General features: G+C 71.7%; 25 protein-coding genes and 1 pseudogene. 13 read left to right on the top strand and 13 right to left on the bottom strand.

The genetic code is table 11. From position 1 onward, the window contains the following. Positions 1 to 59: 59 nt before the first annotated feature. The gene (locus ACERZO_RS23885) at positions 60 to 785 is read right to left on the bottom strand and encodes a methyltransferase domain-containing protein (protein ID WP_372666941.1); all 726 of its coding nucleotides are present in this window, start codon (positions 783 to 785) and stop codon (positions 60 to 62) included. A 106-nt stretch (positions 786 to 891) separates the two neighbouring features. Here ACERZO_RS23885 and ACERZO_RS23880 point away from each other — a divergent pair, with 106 nt between their 5' ends. From ACERZO_RS23880 to ACERZO_RS23860, 5 genes are all read left to right on the top strand, one after another. After that, on the top strand, positions 892 to 1,785 hold the full coding sequence (locus ACERZO_RS23880; RefSeq protein ID WP_372666940.1) for a ParA family protein: 894 nt from the start codon (positions 892 to 894) through the stop codon (positions 1,783 to 1,785). A 3-nt stretch (positions 1,786 to 1,788) separates the two neighbouring features. Further along, on the top strand, positions 1,789 to 2,598 hold the full coding sequence (locus ACERZO_RS23875; protein ID WP_372666939.1) for a DNA-formamidopyrimidine glycosylase family protein: 810 nt from the start codon (positions 1,789 to 1,791) through the stop codon (positions 2,596 to 2,598). A 123-nt stretch (positions 2,599 to 2,721) separates the two neighbouring features. Continuing rightward, complete coding sequence (gene add / locus ACERZO_RS23870; protein WP_372666938.1) at positions 2,722 to 3,768, top strand: adenosine deaminase; 1,047 nt, start codon at positions 2,722 to 2,724, stop codon at positions 3,766 to 3,768. A gap of 387 nt (positions 3,769 to 4,155) precedes the next feature. Next, positions 4,156 to 4,716 (top strand): GNAT family N-acetyltransferase, encoded by a 561-nt coding sequence (locus tag ACERZO_RS23865; RefSeq protein ID WP_372666937.1) that lies wholly within the window; start codon positions 4,156 to 4,158, stop codon positions 4,714 to 4,716. Positions 4,717 to 4,781: 65 nt separating this feature from the next. Next, positions 4,782 to 5,825, top strand: a complete 1,044-nt coding sequence (locus ACERZO_RS23860; protein ID WP_372666936.1) for a quinone-dependent dihydroorotate dehydrogenase — start codon at positions 4,782 to 4,784, stop codon at positions 5,823 to 5,825. On the opposite strand, the gene ACERZO_RS23855 is transcribed toward ACERZO_RS23860, so the two are convergent. The 7 genes from ACERZO_RS23855 to rimO form a co-directional block, all read right to left on the bottom strand. After that, on the bottom strand, positions 5,791 to 7,221 hold the full coding sequence (locus ACERZO_RS23855) for an allophanate hydrolase-related protein (protein ID WP_372666935.1): 1,431 nt from the start codon (positions 7,219 to 7,221) through the stop codon (positions 5,791 to 5,793). The two genes, ACERZO_RS23860 and ACERZO_RS23855, sit on opposite strands and share 35 nt — an antisense overlap. A 331-nt stretch (positions 7,222 to 7,552) precedes the next feature. Beyond that, positions 7,553 to 8,545 carry a phage shock envelope stress response protein PspM gene (gene pspM, locus ACERZO_RS23850; RefSeq protein ID WP_372666934.1) on the bottom strand — a complete coding sequence of 331 codons (993 nt, stop codon included), beginning with the start codon at positions 8,543 to 8,545 and terminating at the stop codon, positions 7,553 to 7,555. Between the two features lie 25 nt (positions 8,546 to 8,570). Further along, positions 8,571 to 9,413 (bottom strand): PspA/IM30 family protein, encoded by an 843-nt coding sequence (locus tag ACERZO_RS23845; RefSeq protein ID WP_285998191.1) that lies wholly within the window; start codon positions 9,411 to 9,413, stop codon positions 8,571 to 8,573. Between the two features lie 375 nt (positions 9,414 to 9,788). Continuing rightward, complete coding sequence (locus tag ACERZO_RS23840; protein ID WP_372666933.1) at positions 9,789 to 10,247, bottom strand: helix-turn-helix domain-containing protein; 459 nt, start codon at positions 10,245 to 10,247, stop codon at positions 9,789 to 9,791. A gap of 99 nt (positions 10,248 to 10,346) precedes the next feature. After that, positions 10,347 to 10,808, bottom strand: a complete 462-nt coding sequence (locus ACERZO_RS23835) for a CinA family protein (protein ID WP_372666932.1) — start codon at positions 10,806 to 10,808, stop codon at positions 10,347 to 10,349. Between the two features lie 2 nt (positions 10,809 to 10,810). Further along, entirely contained in the window at positions 10,811 to 11,452 is a 642-nt protein-coding gene (pgsA, locus tag ACERZO_RS23830) for a CDP-diacylglycerol--glycerol-3-phosphate 3-phosphatidyltransferase (protein WP_372666931.1), read from the bottom strand. Then, positions 11,449 to 12,885, bottom strand: a complete 1,437-nt coding sequence (gene rimO / locus ACERZO_RS23825) for a 30S ribosomal protein S12 methylthiotransferase RimO (RefSeq protein WP_372666930.1) — start codon at positions 12,883 to 12,885, stop codon at positions 11,449 to 11,451. Before rimO ends, pgsA begins: the two co-directional genes overlap by 4 nt. Positions 12,886 to 12,984: 99 nt before the next feature. Between rimO and ACERZO_RS23820 the strand changes: the two genes are divergently transcribed. From ACERZO_RS23820 to ACERZO_RS23810, 3 genes are all read left to right on the top strand, one after another. Further along, on the top strand, positions 12,985 to 13,488 hold the full coding sequence (locus ACERZO_RS23820) for an amino-acid N-acetyltransferase (protein WP_372667220.1): 504 nt from the start codon (positions 12,985 to 12,987) through the stop codon (positions 13,486 to 13,488). A 128-nt stretch (positions 13,489 to 13,616) separates the two neighbouring features. Then, entirely contained in the window at positions 13,617 to 14,051 is a 435-nt protein-coding gene (locus tag ACERZO_RS23815) for a phospholipase (RefSeq protein WP_372666929.1), read from the top strand. A gap of 49 nt (positions 14,052 to 14,100) precedes the next feature. Beyond that, entirely contained in the window at positions 14,101 to 14,712 is a 612-nt protein-coding gene (locus ACERZO_RS23810; protein ID WP_372666928.1) for a nitroreductase family protein, read from the top strand. Here ACERZO_RS23810 and ACERZO_RS23805 read toward each other — a convergent pair. Both ACERZO_RS23805 and ACERZO_RS23800 read right to left on the bottom strand, forming a co-directional pair. Continuing rightward, the gene (locus tag ACERZO_RS23805) at positions 14,705 to 15,133 is read right to left on the bottom strand and encodes a hypothetical protein (protein ID WP_372666927.1); all 429 of its coding nucleotides are present in this window, start codon (positions 15,131 to 15,133) and stop codon (positions 14,705 to 14,707) included. The genes ACERZO_RS23810 and ACERZO_RS23805 overlap by 8 nt on opposite strands. Positions 15,134 to 15,169: 36 nt before the next feature. Next, the gene (locus ACERZO_RS23800) at positions 15,170 to 17,650 is read right to left on the bottom strand and encodes a DNA translocase FtsK (RefSeq protein WP_372666926.1); all 2,481 of its coding nucleotides are present in this window, start codon (positions 17,648 to 17,650) and stop codon (positions 15,170 to 15,172) included. 157 nt (positions 17,651 to 17,807) lie between these two features. Here ACERZO_RS23800 and ACERZO_RS23795 point away from each other — a divergent pair, with 157 nt between their 5' ends. From ACERZO_RS23795 to ACERZO_RS23775, 5 genes and pseudogenes are all read left to right on the top strand, one after another. Then, the gene (locus ACERZO_RS23795; RefSeq protein WP_372666925.1) at positions 17,808 to 18,623 is read left to right on the top strand and encodes a lysophospholipid acyltransferase family protein; all 816 of its coding nucleotides are present in this window, start codon (positions 17,808 to 17,810) and stop codon (positions 18,621 to 18,623) included. Between the two features lie 88 nt (positions 18,624 to 18,711). Next, positions 18,712 to 19,167, top strand: a complete 456-nt coding sequence (locus ACERZO_RS23790) for a hypothetical protein (protein ID WP_372666924.1) — start codon at positions 18,712 to 18,714, stop codon at positions 19,165 to 19,167. A gap of 59 nt (positions 19,168 to 19,226) precedes the next feature. After that, positions 19,227 to 19,841 carry an NAD(P)H:quinone oxidoreductase gene (wrbA, locus tag ACERZO_RS23785; protein ID WP_372666923.1) on the top strand — a complete coding sequence of 205 codons (615 nt, stop codon included), beginning with the start codon at positions 19,227 to 19,229 and terminating at the stop codon, positions 19,839 to 19,841. 49 nt (positions 19,842 to 19,890) lie between these two features. Next, positions 19,891 to 20,838 (top strand): EamA family transporter, encoded by a 948-nt coding sequence (locus ACERZO_RS23780; RefSeq protein WP_372666922.1) that lies wholly within the window; start codon positions 19,891 to 19,893, stop codon positions 20,836 to 20,838. 31 nt (positions 20,839 to 20,869) lie between these two features. Beyond that, positions 20,870 to 21,640, top strand: a pseudogene (locus tag ACERZO_RS23775) (amino acid permease); the annotation flags it as partial. Positions 21,641 to 21,671: 31 nt separating this feature from the next. Here ACERZO_RS23775 and ACERZO_RS23770 read toward each other — a convergent pair. From ACERZO_RS23770 to dapA, 3 genes are all read right to left on the bottom strand, one after another. Continuing rightward, entirely contained in the window at positions 21,672 to 23,312 is a 1,641-nt protein-coding gene (locus ACERZO_RS23770) for a substrate-binding domain-containing protein (RefSeq protein ID WP_372666921.1), read from the bottom strand. Between the two features lie 341 nt (positions 23,313 to 23,653). Beyond that, on the bottom strand, positions 23,654 to 25,351 hold the full coding sequence (locus ACERZO_RS23765) for a ribonuclease J (RefSeq protein WP_372666920.1): 1,698 nt from the start codon (positions 25,349 to 25,351) through the stop codon (positions 23,654 to 23,656). Further along, positions 25,348 to 26,361 carry a 4-hydroxy-tetrahydrodipicolinate synthase gene (gene dapA / locus ACERZO_RS23760; RefSeq protein ID WP_372666919.1) on the bottom strand — a complete coding sequence of 338 codons (1,014 nt, stop codon included), beginning with the start codon at positions 26,359 to 26,361 and terminating at the stop codon, positions 25,348 to 25,350. Before dapA ends, ACERZO_RS23765 begins: the two co-directional genes overlap by 4 nt. Between the last annotated feature and the right edge of the window lie 101 nt (positions 26,362 to 26,462).

Genomic DNA, 26,462 nt, shown 5'->3' with positions numbered 1-26,462 from the left:
ACGCTACCCGGCACCACCGACAGTTTCGGATCAAGCGCGGGAACCCGCCGCAGGAGTGGTCAGGCGAGCCGCGCGACGGCGTGCAGCCGGCCCGCGATGTCCCGCAGCGCCGGCGACCCCGCCGCCGCCCGTTCGAACTCCGCCAGCTCGTCCTCGCGGACGTCGCCGGGCACCAGGTCGGAGATCACCCGGTCGCCCTGCAGCAGCGTGACGTCCAGGCCGGCCGCCTCCAGGTCGGCCCGCAGGCCGGCCGCGGAGAAGCGGCGCAGGACCGTGTCGCCCGCGACGACGCCGTCGACGCTCTCGAGCAGCTGCTTCGCCTCGCCGACCCGGCCCGCCAGCGCGCGGTGCAGGACCGCCGCGTGCCGGTTCGCGACCAGCACCGACACCGCGCCGCCCGGGGCGACCGCCGTGGCCAGCGCGGTGAGCACCGCGGCCGGGTCGTCGACGATCTCCAGCAGCCCGTGGGCCAGCACCAGGTCGGCCGAGCCCGCCTCGACGTACCGGCCCAGCGCGTCGGAGTCGTCCGCGACGACCGTGATCAGCTCGGAGACGCCCTCTTCCTCGGCCCGCCGCTGCAGCGTCGCGAGGGCGTTCGGGCTCGGCTCGACGACGGTCACCCGGCAGCCCGCCGCCGCGAACGGCACCGCCCAGCCGCCGCTGCCGCCGCCCACGTCGACGACGCGGGGGTGCTCGGCGCCCCGGGCGCGGGCGGCCTCGATCTCGGCCTCGAGCACCCGGCGGACGGCGCCCGAACCCCGGGCGGCCACGGTCTCCGTCTTCATGCCGCACAGGGTAGTGCCCGCGCGCGGCCGCCTCCCGGCCTCCTCCCTTCGAGTGAACGGCCCTTGCCCGGCGGCACCTCTCGCGCACACCCGTAGGCTGGTGAACGTGCACACGGTCGCCGTACTCAGCCTCAAGGGAGGCGTCGGCAAGACGACGGTCGCTCTCGGTATCGCGTCCGCCGCCCTGCGTAGGGGCACCCGGACGCTGGTCGTGGACCTCGACCCGCAGGGCAACGCCACGACCTCGCTGGACCCGCCGTACACCGACGCGACCCTCGCCGACGTACTGGAAACCCCCACCCGGGAGATGCTCGAACGCGCGATCGCACCGAGCGTCTGGAGCGAGGACGTCGACGTGCTCGTCGGCGCCGAAGAGCTGGAAATGCTCAACGACCCCGACGCCGACCCCGAGCGCCTCGCGAACTTCTCCCGCGCGCTCGACGAGCTGCACCGCGAGCCGCTGCGCGAAACGCCGTACGAGCTGGTGATCCTCGACTGCCCGCCGTCGCTGGGCCGGCTGACGAAGTCCGCGCTCGTCGGCGCGGACAGCGCGCTGATCGTCACCGAGCCGACGATGTACGCCGTCGCCGGCGCGCACCGGGCCCTCGAAGCGATCGAGAAGATCCGCAAGGAGCTCAACCCGGACCTGCGCCCGATCGGCGTCCTGGTCAACAAGCTGCGCGTGCGGTCCTACGAGCACCAGTTCCGGATCGCCGAGCTGCGCGAGAACTTCGGCTCCCTGGTGATGCCGACCGCGATCACCGACCGGCTGGCCGTCCAGCAGGCCCAGGGCGCGTGCAGCCCGATCCACGAGTGGCACTCGCCGGGCGCCCAGGAGATCGCGCTGACGTTCAACATGGTGCTGGCGAAGATCCTGCGCTCCAACCGGGCGGGCCGCCACCGCATCGCCGGCGAGGAACCCGAAGGCCCCGACTGGCCCGAAGGCCCGGCGCCGGAGACCCCGGAGGCCCCCGCCGAGGTGTCCGAATCCGCGGGGTGAGCCGTGCCCGAAGGTGACACCGTCTACCTCGTCGGAAAGCGCTTTGACCGGGCGCTGGCGGGGAAGACGCTGCTGCGCGGCGAGTTCCGCGTGCCGCAACTGGCCACTGTGGACCTCGCCGGGCGCGAGGTGCTCGGCGTCGGGACGGTCGGCAAGCACCTGTTCACCCGCTTCTCCGGCGACCTGACGCTGCACTCGCACCTGATGATGGACGGCATGTGGGACGTCTACCCGGCCGGCGCGAAGTGGCGCCGGCCCGGGCACCACGCCCGCGTGATCTTCACCGCGGCGGACACCCAGGTGATCGGCTTCCGCGTGCACGACCTCAAACTCGTGGCCACACCGAAGGAAACCGACCTGGTCGCCCACCTCGGCCCGGACCTGCTCGATCCACAGTGGACGCAAGAGCACGCGGACCGCGCCATCGCGAACTTCACCGCCGAGCCGGAGCGCGAACTCGGGCTGGCCCTGCTCGACCAGCGCGTCATGGCCGGGGTCGGGAACCTCTACAAGTGCGAAATCGCTTTCCTGCTCGGCGTCACCCCGTGGACACCGGTGTCCGAAGTGGACGCCGGCGACACGGTCACGCTCGCCCGGAAGCTGCTGCTGGCCAACGCCCGCTCCGGGCGCTTCGACCAGAGCACCACCGGCCACCTCGACCGCAACCGCAAGAACTGGGTCTACGAGCGGACCCGCCAGGGCTGCTTCCGCTGCGGCGGCAAGCTCCTGGTGCGCACGCAGGGCCACGACGTCCAGCGGCGGCCGACGTGGTTCTGCCCGAAGGACCAGCACGGGCCGTACCCGCCGCAGTAAGCTGGCCCGGTGACGACGTTCAAGCTCCCGCTCTACGGGGCCGACACCGAACGCGGCGACCTCGCTCCCTGAGCCGCGCGCGCTTCCCGTCACCCACTTCCGAAACCCCCAGGGAGCTCAGTCATGCCCGGAATCCCGGCCGGGCAGGCCCTGCGCGCCTTCGCGCACGCCCTGCCCAAGGTCGAACTGCACGTCCACCTCGTCGGCTCGGCGAGCCTGCCGACCGTGCTCGAACTGGCCCGGCGCCGCCCCGCCGCCGGCGTCCCCACCGACGAGCACGAGCTCGCGGAGTTCTTCACCTTCCGCGACTTCGACCACTTCCTCACCGTCTACCTCGCGGTCACCTCGCTCGTACGCGACCGCCACGACATCCACACGCTGGTCGCCGGCCTGGCCGCGGACCTGGCGGCGCAGAACTGTCGCTACGCCGAAGTCACCGTGACGCCGTACAACCACCTGCTCGACGGCATGCCCGGCGACGACCTCCTGGCCGGCCTCGAATCCGGCCGCGCCCGCGCCGCGGAACTGGGCGTCGAACTGGCCTGGTGTTTCGACATTCCCGGCGAAAAGGGCACGAAGGCCGGACGGGAAACGCTCGTGTTCGCGCTGCGCGAACGCCCCGACGGCCTGGTGTCGTTCGGCTTGGGCGGCCCCGAACTCGGCGTCGGCCGGGCGCGGTTCGAGCCGTTCTTCACGCGAGCCAGGGAAGCCGGGCTGCACAGCGTCCCGCACGCCGGCGAGACCACCGGCCCGGCCACGATCTGGTCCGCGCTGCACGACCTCGGCGCCGAGCGGATCGGCCACGGCACCAGCTGCGCCGCCGACCCCGCACTGCTGGAACACCTTGCGGCACACCGGATCCCCCTGGAGGTGTGCCCGACGTCGAATGTGCGCACCGGGCAGGTGCCGAGCGTCGCCGCGCACCCCGTGCGGCGGATGCTCGACCACGGCGTCGTCGTCACGCTCAACACCGACGACCCGCCGATGTTCGGCGCGACGCTCACCGGCGAGTACGTCGCCGTCGCCGAGGCACTGGGGCTGACCGCGGCCGAACTGGGGCGGCTGGCGGAGAACGCCGTCGACGCGTCCTTCCTCGACGAGCGGCGGAAAGCGGTCCTGCGGACCGAGATCACAGAAATGACGTTGCCGGGCACCGGGATCTTCGCCTAGCGTGGCAGTACACGAGAAAGGAGGTGGTCCTAAGTTGTATTCCAACAGGACTCGTGAGGTGGCTGTCCGCTAGCGGATGGCACGTGAAGGACTTTGAGCAGCGCTACAACTGAGCCACCTTCTGGCTCATCGCCTGCTTCACGTGATGCCTGATAGCGAATACCAGGCAGTCACCGTGCCCCCGGGGTTCCCGAGCACCAGTCCGGCTCGGGCTCGGCCGTTTGACGGCGTCCGAGAGGCCCCCCGGGGGTTCCTTCATGCGCTCATTTGTGCAGGTCAGGCCGCCGATCGCCGTCGAACGACCGTCCGGCGATCCGACCGCGGGATTCGACGATCGCGGTGCGCTGTTCCGTCCCGCCGACGACTGTCACTCGCTAGCCTGGAGCCATGCTCAGGCCCGACTACCCGATCACCACGGATCGGCTGCTCCTGCGCCCGTTCACGCCCGACGACCTCGACGCGCTGAACTCCTTCCAGTCCCGCGCCGACGTCGCCCGCTACCTGTACTGGGGCCCGCGAAGCCGCGCCGAATCGGCCGCCGCGCTCGCGAAACGGGTGCACAGCTCGACGTTGACGAAGGAAGGGCAGTTCCTGGCCGTCGCGGTCGAGCTGGCGTCGACCGGGCAGCTGATCGGCGACCTGAACCTCGAGTGGCTCAGCAGCGAGCACCGCCAGGGCGAGATCGGGTTCGTCTTCCACCCGGACCACCACGGCAAGGGCCTGGCCGCCGAGGCGACGACCGAGCTGCTGCGGCTCGGCTTCGAGGACCTGGGGCTGCACCGCATCATCGGCCGGTGCGACGGCCGCAACGAAGCCTCCGCCGCGCTGATGGAACGCCTCGGGATGCGCCGCGAAGCGCACCTGAGGGAGAACGAGATCGTCAAGGGCGAGTGGACCGACGAGCTCGTCTACGCGATGCTCGAGGACGAGTGGAAGGACCGCGGCTAGTGGTCGCGTTCACGCCGAAGTGACGCTCGGGTAGCGGTCTCCGGGCGGTTTGGCAGCATGGGGGCGTGTTCTTCGACAAGATCGTCCGCCCGGCGCTGTACCGGCTGTCCTACCACGACCCCGAGCTCGTGCACGAGCGCACGGTCGGCGTCCTGGCCCGGCTCGGGAAGGTCGCGCCCGCCCTCGGCGGCGCCTTGCGCGTCGACGATCCGGTGACCGTGCTGGGCCTGCGGTTCCCCAACCGCGTCGGCCTGGCCGCCGGTATGGACAAGAACGGGCGCGCGCTGCCCGCGTGGGCCGCGCTCGGCTTCGGGTTCGTCGAAGTCGGCACCGTGACGCGGCTGGCGCAGCCCGGCAACCCGAAGCCGCGGCTGTTCACCCTTCCCGCCAGCGACGCGATCATCAACCGCATGGGCTTCAACAACGACGGCGCCGAAGCCCTCGCCGCCAAGCTCGCGCGCGACGGGAAACCCGGCGTGCCGCTCGGGGTCAGCATCGGGAAGTCGAAGGTGACGCCGCTCGACGAGGCCGTCGAGGACTACCGCTTCTCCCTGCGTGCGCTGTACCCGTACGCGGACTACTTCGCGATCAACGTCAGCTCGCCCAACACGCCGGGGCTGCGGCAGCTGCAGGACCGCGCCGCGCTCGCCGAGCTGCTCGGCGAGCTGCGCACGACGTCCGCGGACCTCGCCGGAGCGGGCACCCCGACGCCGGTGCTGGTCAAGGTCGCGCCGGACCTGACCGACGACGCCCTCGCCGAGCTCCTGGAGGTCGCGCTCGAGCACGGCGTCGCCGGGATCATCGCCACCAACACCACGCTGTCCCGCGCCGGCATCGCGCCGTCGGAGAGCGGCCTGACCGGACAGGCGGGAGGACTGTCCGGCCGGCCGCTGACCGCCCGCGCGGCGGAGGTCGTGCGGTTCGTGCACGACCACACCGGCGGGAGCCTGCCGATCATCGGCGTCGGCGGGATCACCGGGCCCGACGACGCCGTCCGGCTGGTGGACGCCGGGGCGTCGCTCGTGCAGCTCTACACCGGGTTCGCGCTGCACGGCCCGGGCCTGGTGCGCCGGGTCAGCCGGGGACTCGCAGCCCGGCCGTCGAAGTGAACCGGACGTACCCGCGCCAGGACTCGTAGCGGTCCAGACCGGGTCCCTCGGCCGCCAGGCACCGGACGGCCAGGGGCGCGGTGCCGTCGTCCAGCACGACGCGGTCGAGCACGAAGGGCTCCTTGAGCGTGGCGGCGAACCGCTCGAACGCGGCCGGGGACAGGCGCCAGCGTTCGCCGTCGAGGGTGGTGCCGCCTTCGAGGACGCCGGGCTGCGGGGGTTCGGTGTCCAGCAGGACCATCCGGTAGCCCTCGGTGGTCCGGACCGGTCCGGTGAACCGGGCGCCCAGCGCGGTGAGGTCGGCGTTGAGCGGCTGCCCGCGCAGGTGCGCGCCGAACACGACGACGTCCTCGCCTGGTTCCGGGTAGGGCGTCATGGGCTCGTCGGTGCAGACGGTCGCGAGGTCCAGACCGATCTGGTCCTCGAACGCCCGCGTCAGGAACGTGACGCCGAAGGGGCGCTTGTCCCCCGGCAGCACCGGGACGGTGACCGCGGCCAGGTCGAGCAGGTTCGCGAACGCCGTGCACGCGGCCAGGCGGTGCTGGACCGCGGCCGGGTCGGCCAGCGCCTCGACCAGGTCCGGGTGGTCGGGCACGGTGGGCAGCAGGAGCGCGTCCTCGAAGTCCCGCTCGCCGAGGACGACCGGCTCCAGGACCGCGCCGGCCGCCGTCAGCCGCTTCACGACGTTGTCGAACGCCATCGCCGCGGCCGCGCTCAGGGGCAGGTTCTTCGGGTAGGCGATGCGCGGGTGCTCCCCGGCGCCGAGGCGGACGTCGGCGGGCCAGGTGCGCGCCGGCGAGACGCCGTCCGGTCCCGTCATCAGGGCGAGCGCGCGGCGGGCGGCGACCAGCCCGGTCGCGTACACGGCGACGGCGTCGGCGGAGCGGACGCCGGTCATCGGCAGCAGGCCACGGGTCGGCTTCACCGCGACGACGGCGTTCAGCGCGGCCGGGACCGCGCCCGCCGTGCTCAGGGCGAGGTCGACGATCCCGAGCGCGACGGCGACCGCCGCGCCGCGGCCGCCGACCTTGGTGCGGTCCCAGGCCGAGGCCACGGTGCCCGCGCCGGTCTTGCCGAGCACGACGGCGCCGGCCGCGGTGAGCCGCGAGACGATCGTGGCGCTCGATTCGGGGACCGAGCGGCCGGACGGCTGCCCGGCGACGTCGATCAGCTCCGGCACGGCGAAGACCGTGCCCGCGAGCGGCAGGTCCTCCCCCGCCTTGACGCGCTCGTCGACGGCCTTCGCGTCGACGAGGACGTCCTCGACGGCGCGGAGGGTGGACCAGAGGTCCGGGCGGTCGGCTTCGGTGATGCGCTCGAAGGCCTCGATGACACGGCGGGAGGCGGTGGGCGGGGTGGCGGGGACGGGGTCCGGATCCGGCGGGAGCGTGTTCACGGGGCGTCCTTTCCTCGGCGGTCGAGAAAGTCCACTGTGTACGGTCGGCGCCGCCGAACCTCAGTCCACGGCGGGCCTCCCGACGAGTGACACCTCTACCTGCATGACGGAAACGTTAGCTGGCTTACGTTTCCGTCGCGATCAGTTTCCGATTACGTGCGGGTTTCGGAGCCGGGAGGTGAACAGGGCGCGTCGCCGCGGTGAAACGCACGATCACGCACGCCGGGTGACGAAGATCCGATTCGCCCGGTCGGCGGCACCCGAACGGCCGAGTTTGAAACCTCGGGCGGCGCAACGAGGGCCCGATTCGCGTGATCGGCGCCGGTTCGGACTAGGAAAGCTCGCGCAACGCCATCGCGAGGCCGGCCAAGCGGTCGGTGGCGTCGGTGAGGGCCTGTTTGGACGTGACGAGGCCGTCGCTCGAGGCGGCGACCGTGTGGCCGGCCGCGGCGACCAGGCCGCGGTAGCCCTCGAGGCCGTCGTCGAGCTGTTCGCGGAGCTTGCCGACCGCCGCGTCCAAAGCCGCCTGCTCGCGGGCCGGCGCGGAGTTGCGGCCGCGTTCGATCGCCTGGACGCGTCCGGCGAGACCGCGCAGGGCGGCGGCGGCTTCGGTCGCGGTCTGCCGGGCATCCGCGACGGACACTTCGGACACCGGCGCCGTGCCCACCGAGGACGGTACCGAGAGCTGGCGCAGCAGTTCGGCCAGCGACGCTTCGCACTCCGCCAGCCGTTCCATCGGCTCGCGGGCGGCGGACCCGGCGGGCGGCAGCGGCGGCGGGCCGGCCGGCGCGGACGGGAGCGGGGTGTTCTTGAGTTCGCGGAGCTTGAGTCCGCTTCGGACGCCGAACGTCCCGAAGACGACGGCGCCGGCGAACGCCATGATCGCCTGCGGCATCATCGCGGCGCCGGTGGCGCTCATCCAGCCCATCCCGGCCGCCACGGTGAGGACGCCGCACAGGATCGTCAGCATGATCCACAGCGTCATCGCACGCGACGTCCGGCGCTTGCGGCGTTCCAGCTTCGCGGCCGGGTGGTTCCAGCGGTCCCACTTGGCGCGGGCCTCGGCGAACGCGGGCACCTGGTTCGCCATCGTCGAGAACGTCGCCGACACGTCGGGCCGGCGGACCGGCGGCCGCTGCAACGGGTTCGGCCGAGGGCGCTGCGGTGCGGGCTTCCCGCCGGCCTGGTCGGCCGGCGGGAAGTACTTCTGCACCTTCTGGAGCTTCTCCTGGGCGCGCACGGCGTAGTCGGGCAGCTTCTCGATGTGCTTCTCCAGCTTCGCGCCGAACTCGCTGAAGTCGCGTCGTCTGCCCTGCTGCCCCATGCTCGCCCCCTTCGGACTGCCGGCGTCAGGCCGGGTTCTTGCCCTGCTCGGCCTGCACGCGCGCCTGGATCTCGCGCTGGATGTCGGCCGAGCTGCTGGCCGGCGCCTGGGCCGCCTTGCCGCCGTCGGTCACCTGGGCGACCGAGTCACCGTGCATCGACGCGCGGATCTGCTGCAGCCGCGACTGGCCGGCCAGCTGCGTGGTGGAGGCCTGGACCTCCATCATCCGCCCCTGGACCGAGTTCTGCGCCAGCTCCGCCGAGCCCAGCGCCGTGGTGTAGCGCTTCTCGATCTTGTCGCGGACCTCTTCCAGCGACGGCGTGTTGCCCGGCGCGGCCAGCTGGCTCATCTGGTTCAGCGAAGCGGAGACCTGCTCCTGCATCTTCGCCTGCTCCAGCTGCGAGAGCAGCTTCGTGCGCTCGGCCAGCTTCTGCTGCAGCATCTGCGAGTTGCGCTCCACGGCCTTCTTGGCCTGGGCCGCCGCCTGCAGCGACTGGTCGTGCAGCGTCTTCAGGTCCTCGATGTTCTGCTCGGCCGTGACGAGCTGCGTGGCGAAGCTCTCCGCGGCGTTCTCGAACTCGACGGCCTTCTGCTCGTCACCCTTGGAGCGGGCTTCGTCCGCGAGGACGAGCGCCTGCCGGGTCGAGGCCTGCAGCTTCTCGACGTCGCCGAGCTGCCGGTTGAGCTTCATCTCCAGCTGACGCTGGTTGCCGATCACGGAGGCGGCCTGCTGCGTCAGCGCCTGGTGGTTGCGCTGCGCCTCCTCGATGGCCTGCTGGATCTGTACCTTCGGGTCGGCGTGCTCGTCGATCTTCGACGAGAACGCCGCCATCATGTACTTCCAGAACTTCACGAACGGGTTGGCCATCTCCTCCGCCTGCCTTCTTGCGTCCCACGGGCCTAGGTCCTCGAGGTGGGGCGTCGCTCCCCTGCATGTGCAACGCACCGACCCCGGCGTTGGGTTCCATCGTGTCAGGTCGGCCACGTCCGTTCCAGGCGACCCGGCGGAATTCAGGGATCGCCCCGATCACCACCCGTAGACAACGCGGCCGGCCCCGGGCGGGTTGCCCGGGCCGGAGGGCGAAATCGGGGCCCGCCGGAAACGTCCTGAATGACTCATTCAGGACGTCGGAGGTCCTGAATGAGTCATTCAAGACCTCGCCAAGCCGGCGGCCGGGAGCAGAGTCGGACGCGAACGGCCCCGGGCGGGTCGCCCGGGGCCGTCGTCGTGTCCGACCTGTGGTTATGCAGCGATCGTCGAAGCCAGCTTGGGCTGCCCGATCGTCGTCCGCAACGTCGTGTTCATCCTCGGCGCCGGGGAAACCCGCAGGTCGGCGAGGTCGTTCCCGATCAGCCCGGACATCAGGCGACCGCCTTCGATGCCGGCCGCCGAGGCCTCGGCGCCCCTCTTCTCCCGGGGCGCGCCCTCCACGATCCGCTCGTCGACCGGTGCGACCTCGACGTTGTCGAGGGCCGAAACGTCCGCCGCCACGTTGTGCAGCAGCTCGCCGAGCGGAAGGTCCAGGGCCTGGCAGATGGACGCGAGCAGCTCGCTCGACGCCTCCTTCTGGCCCCGTTCCACCTCCGAGAGGTAGCCGAGGCTGACCCTGGCGGCGCGGGAGATGTCGCGCAGCGTACGACGCTGGTTGGTGCGGGCATGACGGAGCCGATCACCGATCGCCTCACGCAACAGCACGGTCATCACGCGCCTCCCTTCCGTACAAGTACTCCCTACGTTACCCAGAGCGGTGCCCCGAGCGCAGGAGTTGGTGTGCCCGTACGCCAAGGGCGAACGCCCGTTTCACCTCAAATGTTCCCCGAGCAGGGCAAACGCGGACCGGACCGCTTGAGTCCTGATCAAGTCCCGGTCGCCGGACAAGGCCAGGGTACGGACTGTCCGTGTTCCCGGCCCGGCGAGCCCGACGTGCACGGTGCCCGGCTCGACGCCGTCCTGGGACGACGGCCCGGCCACGCCGGTCAGCCCGAGGCCCCACGTCGCCCCGCACCGGTCGCGCGCACCCTCGGCCAGCTGGGCGGCCACCTCCGGGTGGACGGCGCCGTGCTCGGCCAGCAGGGCCGCGTCGACGCCGGCCAGCGCGGTCTTCAGCTCGGTGGCGTAGACCACCAGGCCGCCGCGCAGGACCGCGCTCGCGCCGGGAACGCGGGCGAGGGTGGCGCAGACGAGCCCCGCGGTCAGCGACTCGGCCGCCGCGACCGTCTCGCCCCGCGCGGTCAGGGCCGCGACCAGGGCCTTTTCGTCCACTCTCAGCTCCCGGTGGCCCGGCGCCCGGCCGCGCGCAGCCGCACGGCCCGGACCAGGTAGTCCACGCCGGTCACGACGGTCAGCACCAGGGCGAGGCCCATCAGCGCCCACCGGACCGGGTCCGCTCCCGCGGGCAGCGGCAGCAGGTACGCCACGATCGCGGCGATCTGCGCCATCGTCTTGGCCTTGCCGCCCCGGCTGGCCGGGATCACGCCGTGCCGGATCACCCAGAAGCGCAGCAGCGTGACACCGATCTCGCGGACGGCGATGACGATCGTGACCCACCAGCCCAGCTCACCGAGGACGCTCAACCCCACCAGCGCGGCGCCGGTCAGCGCCTTGTCGGCGATCGGGTCGGCGATCTTGCCGAAGTCGGTGATCAGGCCGTACTTGCGGGCCACCCAGCCGTCGAGCTGGTCGGTGAAGGAGGCGACGGCGAACAGGCCGGTGGCGATCGCGCGCCAGGTGGTGTCGTGGCCGTCGCCGGTGAACAGCGCGACGACGAACAGCGGGACCAGGACCAGCCGGGACAGCGTCAGCAGGTTGGCGACGTTGAGCGTCGGGACCGGGGTCGCCACCGGGACCTGAGCGGGGCCGTCGTGGGCCGTGCCCTCGTCGGCGGCGTCGCTGGGGAGCGCACTCACCGGTCGGCGTCCGGTGACGCGCGGACGATCAGGTCCACGCCCGCGGAGTCGACGACCTCGCAGCGGAGGAAGTCGCCCACCTCGGTCTTCTCCGGCGCGTCGAGGATCACGCACTCGCCGTCGACCTCGGGGGCCTGGTGCGCGGCGCGGCCGGTGAGCTCGCCGTCGTCGTCCAGCTCGACGAGGACGTCGACGAACGTGCCGATCCGGTCCTCGGCGCGCTGCGCGGTCAGCTCCTCGACCAGCGCGGAGATCCGCGTGACGCGCTTCGCGACCTCTTCGGCGTCGAGCTTGCCGTCGAAGGTCTCGGCCTCGGTGCCGTCCTCGTCGGAGTAGCCGAAGACGCCGACCGCGTCGAGGCGCGCGCCGGTCAGGAACCGTTCGAGCTCGCTCAGGTCGTGCTCGGTCTCGCCGGGGAAGCCGACGATGACGTTGGTGCGGATGCCCGCCTCGGGCGCGTACTCGCGGATCTGCTCGCACAGCGCGAGGAACGAGTCGGTCGACCCGAACCGGCGCATCCGGCGCAGCACCTGCTCGCTGGAGTGCTGGAAGGACAGGTCGAAGTACTCGGCGACGCCCGGCGTGGTCGCGATGGCCTTGACCAGCTGCGGGCGCGTCTCGGCCGGCTGCAGGTAGGAGACGCGGACACGCTCGACGCCGTCGATCTCCGCCAGCCGCGGCAACAGCCGCTCCAGCGCGGTGGCGCCGTCGCGGCCGAAGTCCTTGCCGTAGGACGTCGAGTTCTCGCTGACCAGGAACAGCTCCTTGACCCCGTGTTCGGCCAGCCACATCGCCTCGGCGACGACCTCGTCGGGCTGCCGCGAGACGAACGAGCCGCGGAACGACGGGATCGCGCAGAACGAGCAGCGCCGGTCGCAGCCGGAGGCGATCTTCAGCGCGGCGACCGGCGAGTCGTCGAGGCGCGTGCGCAGCACCCGGGGGCCCCAGCCGTGCTGCGCGTGGCCCGGGACCTCGACGTTCTCCGCGGCGGCGGGCCGCTGGACCGGGCTGATCGGCAGCAGCTTGCGCCGGTCGCCGGGGGTGTGCGAGGCGACCTTGCGGCCCGCGACGACGTCGTCGAGCCGGTCGGAGAGCTCGGCGTAGTGGTCGAAGCCCAGCACGGCGTCGGCCTCGGGGAGGCTGTCGGCGAGCTCGTGGCCGTAGCGCTCGGCCATGCAGCCGACCGCGACGACCTTCTTGCCCGTGTCGGAGGCCGCCAGCAGCGTGTCGACGGAGTCCTTCTTGGCCGACTCGACGAAGCCGCAGGTGTTGACCACCACGACGTCGGAGTCCTCCGGATCGGCCGCCAGCTCCCAGCCGCCGGCCGCGAGCCGGCCCGCCAGCTCCTCCGAGTCGACCTCGTTGCGGGCGCAGCCCAGGGTCAGCAGGGAGACGCGTCGGGTGGCGGCAGGGTCAACGGCAGGAGAAGGCACGACGTTCAGGGTAGCCGCCGGTCCCGCGCGGCCCGACGACGGCGTAGCCCGGTCGTGCCGGAGAAGCCGGCTCCCGTCGATGTGGCAGTGTTGACGATCGTGCCGTCCGCCTCCCCCGCCGTCCGCCGCGCGCGGATCGCCGACGTTCGCAAGATCAAAGCCCTCGTCGACTCCGACGCCGGCCGCGTCCTCCTGGAGAAGGACCTGGTCACGCTGTACGAAGCGGTCCAGGAGTTCTGGGTCGCCGACGTCGGCGGCGAGGTCGTCGGCGCGGCCGCGCTGCACGTGCTGTGGGAGGACATCGCCGAGCTCCGGACCGTGGTGGTCGACAAGGCCGTCCGCGGCCAGGGTGTCGGCCGGGTGCTGGTCGCGCGGCTGGTCGAGGAGGCCCGTGAGCTGGGTCTCAAGCGGCTGTTCGTGCTGACCTTCGAGACGAGCTTCTTCCAGGGCCACGGCTTCGTGGAGATCCAGGGCACCCCGGTGTCGCACGAGGTGTACGAGGAGATGCGGCGTTCGCACGACACCGGTGTCGCCGAGTTCCTCGACCTCCCCTACGTCAAGCCGAACACCCTGGGCAACTCCCGGATGCTGCTCGAGCTCTGAAGACCCCTATTCACCGCCCGGATTCTGAAGGTTTCCCCTTAACATCCTTCCGGGCGGTGACGCGCGCCACCTCGGTGTCCCAGGATGATCCGGTCAATTCCTCACCTGATCAGCAAGGAACGCACAAGATGCGCACGACTCTGCGGAACCTGGGGGCCACCATCGCGGTGGCCGCGACTGTCGGCGGGGGCGCCCTGCTGGGCGCCGGCACGGCGGCGGCGGTCGACATCCCGACCGTGACCGACCAGTACCTCTTCAGCACCTCGCTCTCGAGCTTCGAGACGATCCGCGGCCAGGCGCCGTACAACGGCCAGCTCGACTGGTCGTCCGACGGCTGCTCGTGGGCCCCGGACAACCCGTTCGGCTGGAAGTTCCTCCCCGGCTGCCACCGGCACGACTTCGGGTACCGCAACTACAAGAAGCAGGGCCGGTTCACCGAGGCGAACCGGCTGAAGATCGACGACAACCTGTACTCGGACCTGAAGAGCGTGTGCGGGTCGAACATCGCCTGCAAGGGCGCGGCCTGGACGTACTACCAGGCGGTGCGCAAGTTCGGCGGCTGAGCCCGCTCCCCTGGCCCGGGTCGTGCCGGACCCGGGCCAGGATGGGGTCATGGAGATCGATCACCTGCTGTCCACGACCCGCGCCGTCCGGCGCAAGCTCGACCTCGACCGGACGGTGGAGCCCGCGGTCCTCGAGGAGTGCCTGAACCTGGCGTTGCAGGCCCCGACCCCCGGCAACGCCCAGGCGTGGCGCTGGCTGGTCGTGCGCGACCAGGGCGTCAAGGAGCGGCTCGGCGCGCTCTTCCGCGAGGTGGGCGAGGCCTACCTCGCCGGGCGGGCGGCCGAGGGCCCGTCGCGGGCGCTGGCGTCGGGGCGGCACCTGATCGACGTGATCGAGCGGGTGCCCGTGTTCGTGATCCCCTGCCTGCGCGGCCGTCCCACCGGCGACAACGCGACCGACGCGGCCTTCTACGGCGGCATCTTCCCGGCGGTCTGGAACTTCCAGCTGGCGCTGCGCTCCCGCGGTCTGGGCTCGACGCTCACGACGTACCACCTCTCGCGTGAGGCCGAGGCCGCGGAGATCCTCGGCGTGCCCGACGGCTACACGCAGGCCGGGTTGCTGCCGGTCGCCTACACGACGACCCCCGACTTCAAGCCGGCCGAGCGGATCCCGCTGGCCGAAGTGGCCTACCTCGACCACTGGGGCACGCCCCTCAGCTGACCCGGATCGTGGCCTCCAGGCTGTCCTCGCTCACCGACACCAGCTCGATCCGGCTGGCCGCGTACGTCGTCGCCTGGGGGCCCGTCCGGGGGCCGCTGTGCAGCTCGGCCGTCGTGCTCTCGCCGCGGCCGGGCTCGCTCAGCAGGAACGCCAGCGTCGCCTCGCCCTGCCAGACGCACGTCATGTCCGGCCGGCACCGCGAGTCGCTCACCAGGCGCGTGTACCGCACCGCCAGGTCCTTCCCCTGGATCGCGGCCTCCTGCCCGACGTGCAGGGTGACGTCGCCCCGCGGGGCGGTGCTGACGGTCGACGGCGACGACGGCCGCGGAGGAGCGGCCTGCTGGGCGGCCGCCGTGCTCCCGGCACCCACCGCGACGACGGCAATGGCGAACAGTCCGGCTGCGATGCGCTGCGGGTCCATGCGCTCAGGACGGAACGGGCCCGCCGGCGGGTTGCACTACTCGTCGTCGGAGTCCGACGGCGACGGGTCGCCGCCGCGGATCAGGTACAGGACCGAGTCCAGCTCCTCCGGCTTGATCAGCACGTCGCGGGCCTTCGAACCCTCCGACGGCCCGACGATCCCGCGGCTCTCCAGCAGGTCCATCAGGCGCCCCGCCTTGGCGAACCCGACCCGCAGCTTGCGCTGCAGCATCGACGTCGAGCCGAACTGGGACGTCACGATCAGCTCGGCCGCCTGCAGCAGGACGTCGAGGTCGTCGCCGATGTCCGGGTCGATCTCCTTCTTCTCGCCGGCCTTCTGCGCGGTGACGCCGTCCTGGTAGTCCGGCTGCGCCTGCTCCTTGGCGTAGTTGACGACGGCCGCGATCTCTTCGTCGCCGACGAACGCGCCCTGGATGCGGACCGGCTTCCCGGCGCCCATCGGCAGGTAGAGCGCGTCGCCCATGCCGATCAGCTTCTCCGCGCCCGGCTGGTCGAGGATGACCCGCGAGTCGGTCAGCGACGACGTCGCGAACGCCAGCCGCGAGGGCACGTTCGTCTTGATCAGGCCGGTCACGACGTCGACCGACGGCCGCTGCGTCGCCAGGACCAGGTGGATGCCCGCGGCACGGGCCTTCTGGGTGATCCGGACGATCGCGTCCTCGACGTCGCGCGGGGCGGTCATCATCAGGTCGGCGAGCTCGTCGACGATCGCCATGATGTACGGGTACGGCCGGTACTCGCGCTCGGACCCCGGCGGCGCGGTGATTTCGCCGGACTTGACCTTTTTGTTGTAGTCGTCGATGTGCCGGACCTTGTTGACCTGCATGTCCTGGTAGCGCTGCTCCATCTCCTCCACCAGCCAGGCCAGCGCCGCGGCGGCCTTCTTCGGCTGGGTGATGATGGGCGTGATCAGGTGCGGGATGCCCTCGTACGGCGTCAGCTCGACCATCTTCGGGTCGATCAGGATCATCCGGCACTCGTCCGGCGTCGAGCGCGCGAGCAGCGACACCAGCATCGAGTTGACGAAGCTCGACTTACCGGAACCGGTGGAACCGGCGACCAGCAGGTGCGGCATCTTCGTCAGGTTCGCGGTGACGAAGTGGCCCTCGATGTCCTTGCCGAGGCCGATCACCATCGGGTGGTTGTCCTTGACCGTGGACGGCGCCCGCAGGACGTCACCCAGCCGGACCATCTCGCGGTCGGAGTTCGGCACCTCGATGCCGACCGCGGACTTGCCGGGGATCGGCGCCAGCAGCCGGACGTTGTCGGTCGCGACGGCGTAGGCGATGTTCTTGGTGAGCGCGGTGATCTTCTCGACCTTCACGCCCGGGCCGAGCTCGACCTCGTAGCGCGTGACCGTCGGGCCGCGGGTGAAGCCGGTGACCTGCGCGTCGACGTTGAACTGCTCCAGCACGCCGGTGATCGCCTCGATCATGGCGTCGTTGGCCTTGCTCCGGGACTTCGGCGCGTCGCCGAGCTTCAGCAGGTCGGGCGGCGGGAGCTGGTAGTCGCCCTCGACGGTCCGGGTGACGGCCAGCGGCGGTTCCGGCGCCTTCTTCGGCTTCTTCTCGGGAACCTCGGCGACCGGCTTCGGCTTGGGCGGCTTGATCGGCGTCGGCACCTCGGCGAGGGCGGCGTCGATGTCGAGCTGCTCGGGGTTGGCGTCGCTGGCTTGACGGCGGCGCGACGGCTTGCGCAGGCGCGCGGCCTTCGGGTCGGCTTCGGTGACCGTGTCCTCGTCGGTGGCGAAGCCGGACTTCTGCTGCTCGGCTTCGGCGAGTTCGTCTTCGTCGAGGCCCCAGTTGCGCAGGCGGTGCGGGATCTCGCGGACGGGGGTGCCGGTGAAGACGAGCACGCCGAAGACGAGCGCGAGGATGAGGAGCGGGACGGCGACCCAGGTCGTGACGCCCATGGTGAGCAGGCCGCCGGAGAAGGCGCCGATGATGCCGCCGGCGTACATGCGGCCGTCGTTCGTGGCCGGGAGCGCGGTGAAGATGTGCAGCATCCCCAGCACGGACAGGACGACCATGATCGTCCCGATCACCATCCGCGGGCGGGTTTCCGGGTGCGGCTCGGACCGCATCAGCGCGACGGCGACGACCACGAGGACCAGGGGCAGCGTGACGGCCCCGGCGCCGAGGACGGTCCGGGTGGCGATCTCGACCCCGGCCCCGATCGGGCCGGCGGCGCGCCACCAGACCCCGACGGCCGCGACGATGGCCAGGGCGATCAGGCCCAGGGCGACGCCGTCGCGGCGGTGTTCGGGTTCGAGTTCGCGGGTGCGGCCGACCGTGCGGGCCAGCGTGCCGATGCCCTTGGCCAGCAGGTTCCAGGTGCCGCGGACGCCTTTGCCGAAGATCCCGGGCGTTTTGCGGCGCGAGCGGGGGGCCGGCTTGCGTGCTGCTGGACGGGACTTCGCGGGTGTACGCGGCTTACGCGCCGCTGCCCCCTTCGCGCCGCTACTCGTGCTTCGCTTCCTCGTCGCCGACCCAGCCATGCCTTTTACGGTAACCGGCCGTCGGCGTTCGTCCCATGCGCCACTCTCGGCCCAGGGTGAACTTCTGCCTCACACGGGGGCTTGAGCGGCCATCCGGGTGAATCGGTCCGCCCGGTGCGCATCCGGGTGAAAAACGGCGTCTGCCATGCTCTGCCCCATGGTCGCGCTGCACTCCGACAACACCTCCCGCCGGGCCCCCGCCATCTGGCGGACCATGCTGAACATCGACCGCGGGCTGGTGAACCTGGTCGGCAGGCTGACCGTCACCGGGCGGATCCCCGCCCAGCTGCGCGGCAAGCCGCTGCTGATGACGGCCAACCACATCGGCGTGTTCGACGCGTTCGTGCTGATGGCGGCGTGCAAGCGGATCGGCATCAACCCGCGGTTCATGCTGGCCGGCGGCATCCTGGACGCCCCGGTCATCGGGCCGGCGCTGCGGGTCAGCGGCCACCTGCGCGTCGACCGTAAGCACGCCGGTACCGCGGTCGGGCAGTTCGCCGAGGCCGTCGAAGCGCTCAAGACCACGCGCGAGCCGATCATCGTCTACCCGGAGGGCCGGATCAGCCACGACCCCGGCCTGTGGCCCGAGCGCGGTAAGACCGGCGCGGCCCGGCTCGCCCTCGCCTCGGGCGTGCCGGTGATCCCGATCAGCCAGTGGGGCGCACACGAAGCGGTCTACTGGGGCACCGAGACCGTCAACGGCCCGGCCGACCTCGTCCCGCTCGCCCGGTCCGGGCTCAGCGCTCCCCTGCGCCGCCCGAAGTTCCGGGTCCACTTCGGCGACCCGGTCGACCTGTCGGACGTCGAGCCGGAACGCCCCGGCGCCGGAGTCCGCGCGCACGCGAAGATCATGCAGGCGATCACCGACGGCCTCGTCCCGCTGCGCGCGGGCGAGCTGGACCGGCCGCGCTTCCACGACCCGACGCGCCCCACCGACACGGTCAGCCCCTGGAAGCCGAAGTCCGGGTCCTGACGTCTGGTTCCGCGCACGGGCTAAACCCTTTGCCCGCCGCGGACGTGGGTGCTGCGTTCTCGTCGGTGACGTGGAGGGGCAGGTACCCATGCGAAGGATCGCGAAGACCGTGGGCTCGATCTTGGCCGCGTTCGGCATCGCGGTGACCACCGCAGCCGTCACCGCGGCACCGGCGAACGCCGCGGTGTCGTGCTCGGGGACGAAGACCTACGACAACAGCAGCGGCGCCCTCGGCCTGGGCGAGCTGACGATCTACTACAACAGCGCCGACGGCGGGACCAACAGCGCCTGCTTCTACCACCGCGGCTCCCTCTACGGGGTGGCCGCGGAGACCTACGTGCGGATCGAGCGCTGCGTCGAAACCAGCGGCGAGGGCCAGTACTGCACTCCCGACCGTTCGTCGAGCCCGGACACCGGCACCTACAAGTACTACGCGGGCCCCCGAGGGGTCACCGGCACGGCAAACCGCTGCGTGGCCGCCGTCGGCTGGGTCTATTGGGGCGGCGAGTACTACGGGATCAGCAGCGGCCGCCAGGGCTGCTGATCCCGTCGCCCCCGTCCGGATCCTGGGACTCGCGCGCGGCTCCCCTAGAGTCGGTGGGCGTGAGCACACGGATACTCGTCGTCTACTACAGCTCGACCGGCAACACCGCCGCCCTCGCCGAGGCGCTCGCCGCCGGAGCGCGGGAAACCGGGGCCGAGGTGCGGGTGCGGACCGTGCCGGAGACCGTGCCCGCCGAGGCGATCGCGAAGAACCCGCGGTGGCAGGCCTGGATCGACTCGGGGCCGCACCACGAGCTCGCCACCCTCGAGGACCTCGAGTGGGCGGACGGGTTCGCCGTCGGCAGCCCGACCCGGTTCGGCGGCCCGGCGGCGCAGCTGAAGTCCTATTTGGACAGCACGGGTGGCTTGTGGGCACAGGGAAAGCTGGCCGACAAGGTCGCGACGTCGTTCACGACGGCGTCCACCCGGCACGGCGGCCTGGAGTCGACGCTGCTGGCGATCAACAACGTCTTCTACCACTGGGGCGCGATCGTCGTCCCGCTCGGCTACACCGACCCGCACCTGATGGAGTCCGGCAACCCCTACGGCGGCTCCTTCGTCTCCCGCAAGTCGGCGGCGCCGGACGACCTCGCGCTCGGTGCGCTGCGCGTCCAGGGACGCCGGCTCGCGACGATCACCACCCACGTCGCCACCGGGCTCAAGCAGTCCGAATAACCGGAAAAAGCGCTTTGGCAGTGACGCGGCGGGCCCTACAGTCGCGGTGGTGACCACCGAGCTGCCCGTCCTCGCCCCACCCCGGGTGGCCCACCGCGGCCGCGGGACCACCCTCGTCCTGCTCGCCGCGCTGTTCTTCAGCACGTCGGGCACGCTGGGCAAGTCCGCGATGTCCGCCGGCTTCAGCCCGGAGCAGGTGGCCTCGATGCGGATCGGCGTCGCCGGGCTCGTGCTGCTCGCCGGCGTGGCCCTGGTCGCGCCGCGGAAGCTGCGGGTGCGCCGGGCCGAGCTCCCGGTGCTGGCCGGCTACGGCCTGCTCGGCGTGGCCGGGGTGCAGCTGCTCTACTTCGTCGCGGCGGGCCGGATCCCGGTCGGCATCGCGATCCTGCTGGAGTTCGTCTCGCCGGTGCTCATCGCGCTGTGGGTGCGGTTCGTGCGGCGCCACCGGCTGCCGCGGTCGGTGTGGGGCGGCATCGCGCTGGCCATGCTCGGGCTGTCGCTGGTGGCGCAGGTCTGGCAGGGCGTCACGCTGAACGGCCTCGGGCTGCTCGCCGGCTTCGGCGCGGCGCTCTGTTCGGCCGGGTACTTCCTGCTCGGCGAGCGCGCGGTGGCCGACATCGACCCGCTGGGCCTGGTCACCTGGGGCATGGTGATCGGCGCGGTGCTGGTGGGCATCGTCGCACCGCCGTGGACGTGGCCGGTCGAGCTGCTCGGCACGGACGTCGCGTTCGGTCCGTGGCAGCCACCGGTGTGGCTGCTGCTCGTCCTTCTGGTGCTGGTGGCGACCGTGTTCGCCTACGTCTTCGGGATTTCGTCGCTGCGGCACCTGCCGGCGTCGGTCGCGAGCGTGGTCGGCCTGGTCGAGCCGGTGATCGTCACCGTGACGGCGTGGGCGCTGCTCGGCGAGGAGCTCACGTGGCTGCAGCTGCTCGGTTCGGCGATCCTGCTGGGCGGCGCGTACCTGGTGCAGCGGAAGTCGGAGATCCTGACGAGCTGAGTTCTTCACGAACTGGCGTCGGAATGCGAGAATCCCCCCACCATTACGACGTCGGGGCTGCGGCCCGAACTCCGGCAGCGGCGCGGTGATCCACACGGTGGGTCCGGCGGCCGTGCTGTCCTACGCGCTGGGCGGGTTTCACGATCGGCTGGCTGTACTGGTACTTCTGGGTCGGCGTGGTCGCGTTCGAGGCGGTCGCCGGCGCGAAGATCCTGCAGGGCTGGCTTCCCGGCGTGCCGCAGTGGGTGTTTTCGCTGGCGCTGATGCTGTTGCTGACGGCGACGAACCTGGCGTCGATCAAGGTCGCGACGATCGTGGTGTTCCTGGTGCTGGGCCTGCTGTTCGTGCTCGGGCTCTGGCCGGACGCGCACTTATTCGTGCCGAACGGAGGGTTCTCGGTCGTCCACGGCGTGGTGATCGTGATTTTCTCTTATTTCGGCGCGGAAATCGTGACGATCGCAGCGGCGGAGTCCGACCAGCCGGAGACGGCGATCCGCAAGGCGACGTCGACGATCGTGTGGCGCGTGATCGTGTTCTACGTGGGTTCGGTGGCACTGCTGGTGATGATCACGCCGTGGCGCGAAATCCCGAGCGAGACAAGCCCGTTCGCGTCGGCGTTCGGCCGTTTCGGCGTCCCGGCGGCGTCCACTTTGGTCAGCGCGGTGGTGTTGACGGCGGCGCTGTCGATGCTGAATTCGGGGCTGTACACGGCATCCCGCATGCTGTTCGCCCTGCGGCGGCACGGGTGGGCGCCCTCGTGGATTGCGGACACGAACGCGCGTGGGTGCCGTGGAAGGCGATTCCCACGGCTCGATGTTCGGGGCCTGGTTCAGCTAACCGCCGGCGATCCGGCTCAGCGCTCCGAAAAACACGTCCGTGATCTTCGCCGGGTCCGGGGCCACGAACGCCTGACCACCCGTCGCCGCGGTCAGCTGGTCCAGTTCCGCCTTGTCCGCGTCCGGGCCGATGCCCACTCCGATCAACGGGATCGGGCGGTGGGGGTCCTGCAGCTTCGTCAGCTCTGCCAGCACCTCCTCGCGGGAAATGCTGTGCGCGTCCTCGTTGCGGCCGTCCGTCAGGACGATCACCAGGTTCAGCCGGCCCGGCTCCCACTCCCGGCGAGCCGTCCGGTACGTGTCCAGGACGCTGTCGTACAACCCCGTTCCGCCGTCCGGTGTGGCCTTCACCTGGGCCAGCCGCTGCAACGCGCCGCTCGACAAGTGCTGGGCCACCGACGCCATCGGCAACAGCTCTCGGTAGTCCTTGTCGCCGTCCAGGCGGGTCGAGAACGCCAGCATGCGCAGCTGGGTCGTCGGCTTGAACAGGTGCAGGGCCTTCTCCGTCGCCTGCATCGACACCTGCATGCGGTTCAGTCCCGTCCCCGGCACCTGGGCGTTCATCGACCCCGACACGTCGACGAGCACCTGCACCCGCGCGCTCAGGTTGACCCCGGCCCACTGGTTGAGCAGCTCGTCGACGGACCCCGCCGGCGGGAGGTTCGCCGTCCGGATGCCCGGTGGTGACACGCGCGGGTCGTCCGTGTGGTCGCGCAGCGCCTGGCCGCCCGCCGCGCGCAAGCCCGTCTTCGCGATCGCGTCCGCGCCCGCGTCGCCGAGGACCGCGGTGCGCAGCGCGTCGACTATCGGGCGCTGCTGCGGGGTGATCCCGCCCAGCTCCGCGAACGGGTAGTCCAAAGTGGGCACTGCCGTCGCGTAGACGGCGACCAGCGGTGACGTCCGGTCCTCGATGTTGTGGCGCAGCACCGAATTCTCCGACGCGGGGAACGCCGTCACCGAGGCCGTGCCCCCACTGCCGCTCGAGCCCGGCAGCCGCGCGATCAGGTCCGTCTCCGCGCCGAGCGTGTTGGCCGACACCCGCCGCAGCAACGCGACGTACGCGCCCGCGGGCTCGGGGGCCGACCGGACGCTCTCCTTCAGCCCCAGCAACGCCAGCGCGCCGACCGCGTCGCGGGCCGGGTCGGACATCCCCGGGACCGCCCCCTGCGCGCCCAGCACGTCGGCCCACGTCGGAGTGCGCTCGGGCCAGCCGATGCCCTTGACGACGTCCTCCGCGGTGGCCAGCACGACCGGCGAGCTGGCCACCGACGCCCCGCTCTCGGGGACGTCGCCGGCGCCGAGCCGGTGGGCGCGCCGCAGGGCGAGGGTCGAGTCCGGCACCCACACCTGCGGCCGCGGGCTGCCGTCCGACATCGCGAGCCGCTCGGCGGCCGACGCCGCTTCCCTGGTCTGGACCTCGACGGAACCGCACTGGAGGTCCAGACCCCGGGCGACGAGCGAAAGCGCCGGGGCGACGTCGGCGGACGCGGTGACCAGGACCTTCGCCGGCTGTACGCAGGTGGGCCGGGACCGCACCGCCGAGACGGTCACCCAGGCCGCGACCCCCAGGACGACGACGAGCCCGGTCGCGACGACGGGCACCAGCAACCGGCGCTTCCCGTCGGAGTGACGTCCCATCGGCGGCCTCTCTTCCCGAGGCGGGCTGGGACCAAGGTTAGCGCCGGGCAAAGCACCGGTTCGTGGTCCGGACGGCCTAACAACGGCTCATACCGGGGAGGGAGGCGCCTGTCGTCCCGGAGCGGGATGTGCCGGCCCCGCGGGCGCGGAACACTGGATGCCTACCGCTTGGGGGCACGCATGAAACCGACACGAACCGACCAGCGCCGGGCACGCCGCGCGCTGTTCCGCCAAATCGCCGCGGTCGCTTTCGCCTTGGGCTTGGCTACCGTGACGCGCTGAGGAAAGCGCCCCAATGTGGCCTTCGGTGCGTCTGACGCACCGAAGGCCGCCTTGGGGCGCTAGACCGGGATGACCGTCGGGACGATCATCGGGCGGCGGCGGTAGGTGTCGGCCACCCAGCGGCCGACCACCCGGCGGACCGCCTGGGCGATCCGATGCGTGTCGGTGATGCCCTCGGACTCCGTGCGCGCCAGCTCCATCTCCACCAGCGGCACGACGGCGGCGAGCGCCTTCGGGTCGTCGGAGAAGCCGCGGCCGGACACCGTCGGGCTGCTGACCGCGCGGCCCGTGCTGGAGTCCACCGCGACGCTGATCGAGATGAACCCGCCCTCGCCGAGGACCAGCCGGTCCGACAGCGTCGACTCGCCGACGTCACCGACCGACAGGCCGTCCACGTACACGTGGCCGACCTCGACGCGGCCGGTGCGGGCCGCCTTGCCGTCCACGAGGTCCACGACCACGCCGTCCTCGGCGATGACCACGTTCTCCGGGGCGACGCCGGTGCGGATCGCCAGCTCGCCGTTCGCGCGCAGGTGCTTCCACTCGCCGTGGACCGGCATCACGTTGCTCGGGCGCACCGCGTTGTACAGGTACAGCAGCTCCCCCGCCGACGCGTGGCCGGACACGTGCACCTTCGCGTTGCCCTGGTGGACGACGTTGGCGCCGAGCCGGGTCAGGCCGTTGACCACGCCGAACACCGCGGTCTCGTTGCCCGGGATCATCGAGCTGGCCAGCACGACCGTGTCGCCCGCGCGGATCGAGATCTGCCGGTGCTCGCCGCGCGCCATCCGTGACAGCGCCGAGAGCGGCTCGCCCTGCGAACCCGTCGAGACGAACAGGACCTTGCTCTCCGGCAGCGTGCTCGCCTGGTCGAGATCGACGAGCAGGCCGTCCGGCACGTTCAGCAGGCCCAGCTCGGCCGCGATCCCCATGTTCCGGACCATCGACCGGCCGACGAACGCGATCCGGCGGCCGTGCCGCTCGGCGGCGTCGAGGACCTGCTGGACGCGGTGGACGTGGCTGGCGAAGCAGGCCACGATCACGCGCTGGTCGACGCGGCGGATGACGTCGTCGAGCACCGGGCCGATGTCGCGCTCGGGCATGACGAACCCGGGGACCTCGGCGTTGGTCGAGTCGACGCAGAACAGGTCGACGCCCTCGTCGCCGAGCCGGGAGAAGCCGGCCAGGTCGGTGAGGCGCCCGTCGAGCGGGAGCTGGTCGAGCTTGATGTCGCCGGTGTGCAGGACCACGCCCGCCGGGGTGCGGATCGCCACCGCGAGCGCGTCCGGGATGGAGTGGTTGACCGCGAAGAACTCCAGGTTGAACGCGCCGACGTCGCGGCGCTCGCCCTCGCGGACCTGGATGAGGTTCGGCCGCTGCCGGTGCTCCTTGGCCTTCGCCGCGAGCAGGGCGTTCGTGAACTTCGAGCCGTAGATCGGCAGGTCCGGCCGCAGGCGCAGGAGGAACGGGACGGCACCGATGTGGTCCTCGTGCCCGTGGGTGAGCACCAGTCCGTCGATGTCGTCGAGGCGGTCCTCGATCGCGCGGAAGTCGGGCAGGATCAAGTCGACGCCGGGCTGGTCGTCCTCGGGGAAGAGCACCCCGCAGTCGACGATGAGCAGCCGGCCGCCGAACTCGAAGACGGTCATGTTGCGCCCGACTTCTCCGATGCCGCCCAGCGCGACGACGCGCAGGGCTCCCTCGGGGAGTGCGGGCGGGGCGTTGGTGGGGCCTGGACCTGGGGGAAGTGAGCTCACCGAGGCAGGGTCCCAACGCTGGTGTGCGAGGTCGGCGCCACGTAGGCGGCCCTCGAGTCTGCTTGTGCCACCCGCTCACCATGCCAGTCCTGGGCCGCCGTGTCGCCCAGCGGCACGCCGCCCTGGCCGAGATCGGCGGCGATCAGGGTGGTCTGCTCGGCGGTCGGGGCGACGATCGGGAGCCGCGGGTCGCCGACGTCGAAGCCGCGCAGCCGCAGCGCCGTCTTGCTGAACGCGACCCCGCCGACCCGCGACATCGCGCGCAGCACCGGCAGCATGCCGCGGTGGTTGGTGCGCGCGGTGGACGTGTCGCCGTTTTCGTAGGCGTCGATCATCGCGCGGATCCGGCCCGCGACGACGTGACCGATCACACTCACCACGCCGGTCCCGCCGACGGAGATCCACGGCAGGTTCAGGCCGTCGTCGCCGGAGTAGTACGCGAGGTGGGTGTTGGCGATGACCTCGGAGCCGGCGATCAGGTCGCCCTTGGCGTCCTTGACCGCGACGATCCGCGGGTGCTCGGCCAGCCGCAGCAGCGTGTCGACCTCGATCGGCACGACCGAGCGCGGCGGGATGTCGTAGAGCATCACCGGCAGCCCGGTGCTGTCGGCGACGGTCGTGAAGTGCGCGTGCAGGCCGGCCTGGCTGGGCCGCGAGTAGTACGGGGTGACGACCAGCAGGCCGTGCGCGCCGGCCGCTTCGGCCTGCTTCGCCTGCTCGATGCTGTGCGCCGTGTTGTTGGTGCCCGCGCCGGCCACGACCGTCGCGCGGTCGCCGACGGCCTCGACCACGGCGCGGATCAGCTCCTGCTTCTCCGCGTCGGTGGTGGTCGGGCTCTCGCCGGTGGTGCCGTTGACCACGAGACCGTCGTTGCCCAGCTCCACGAGGTGCTCGGCCAGCTCCTGCGCCCGCTTCAGGTCCAGCGCGCCCTCGGCGTCGAAGGGGGTGACCATCGCGGTGAGCACGCGCCCGAACGGCCGTCCGGGCGCTGCGGTAGGTGGGTTGGACATGCTGAGACGGTACCCCGTCGCACCGACAAAACCGCGCCGACCTGGTCGTGGGCGGCGAAGTGCGTAGGATTTCCGGAGCCCGGCCGCTCGTCGCGGAACTT

The sequence above is a fragment of the Amycolatopsis kentuckyensis genome, from assembly GCF_041679295.1.
Taxonomy (GTDB): Bacteria; Actinomycetota; Actinomycetes; order Mycobacteriales; family Pseudonocardiaceae; genus Amycolatopsis; species Amycolatopsis kentuckyensis_A.
Note: the sequence above shows the minus strand (reverse complement) of the source record. Positions and strands in the feature narration are given on the sequence as shown.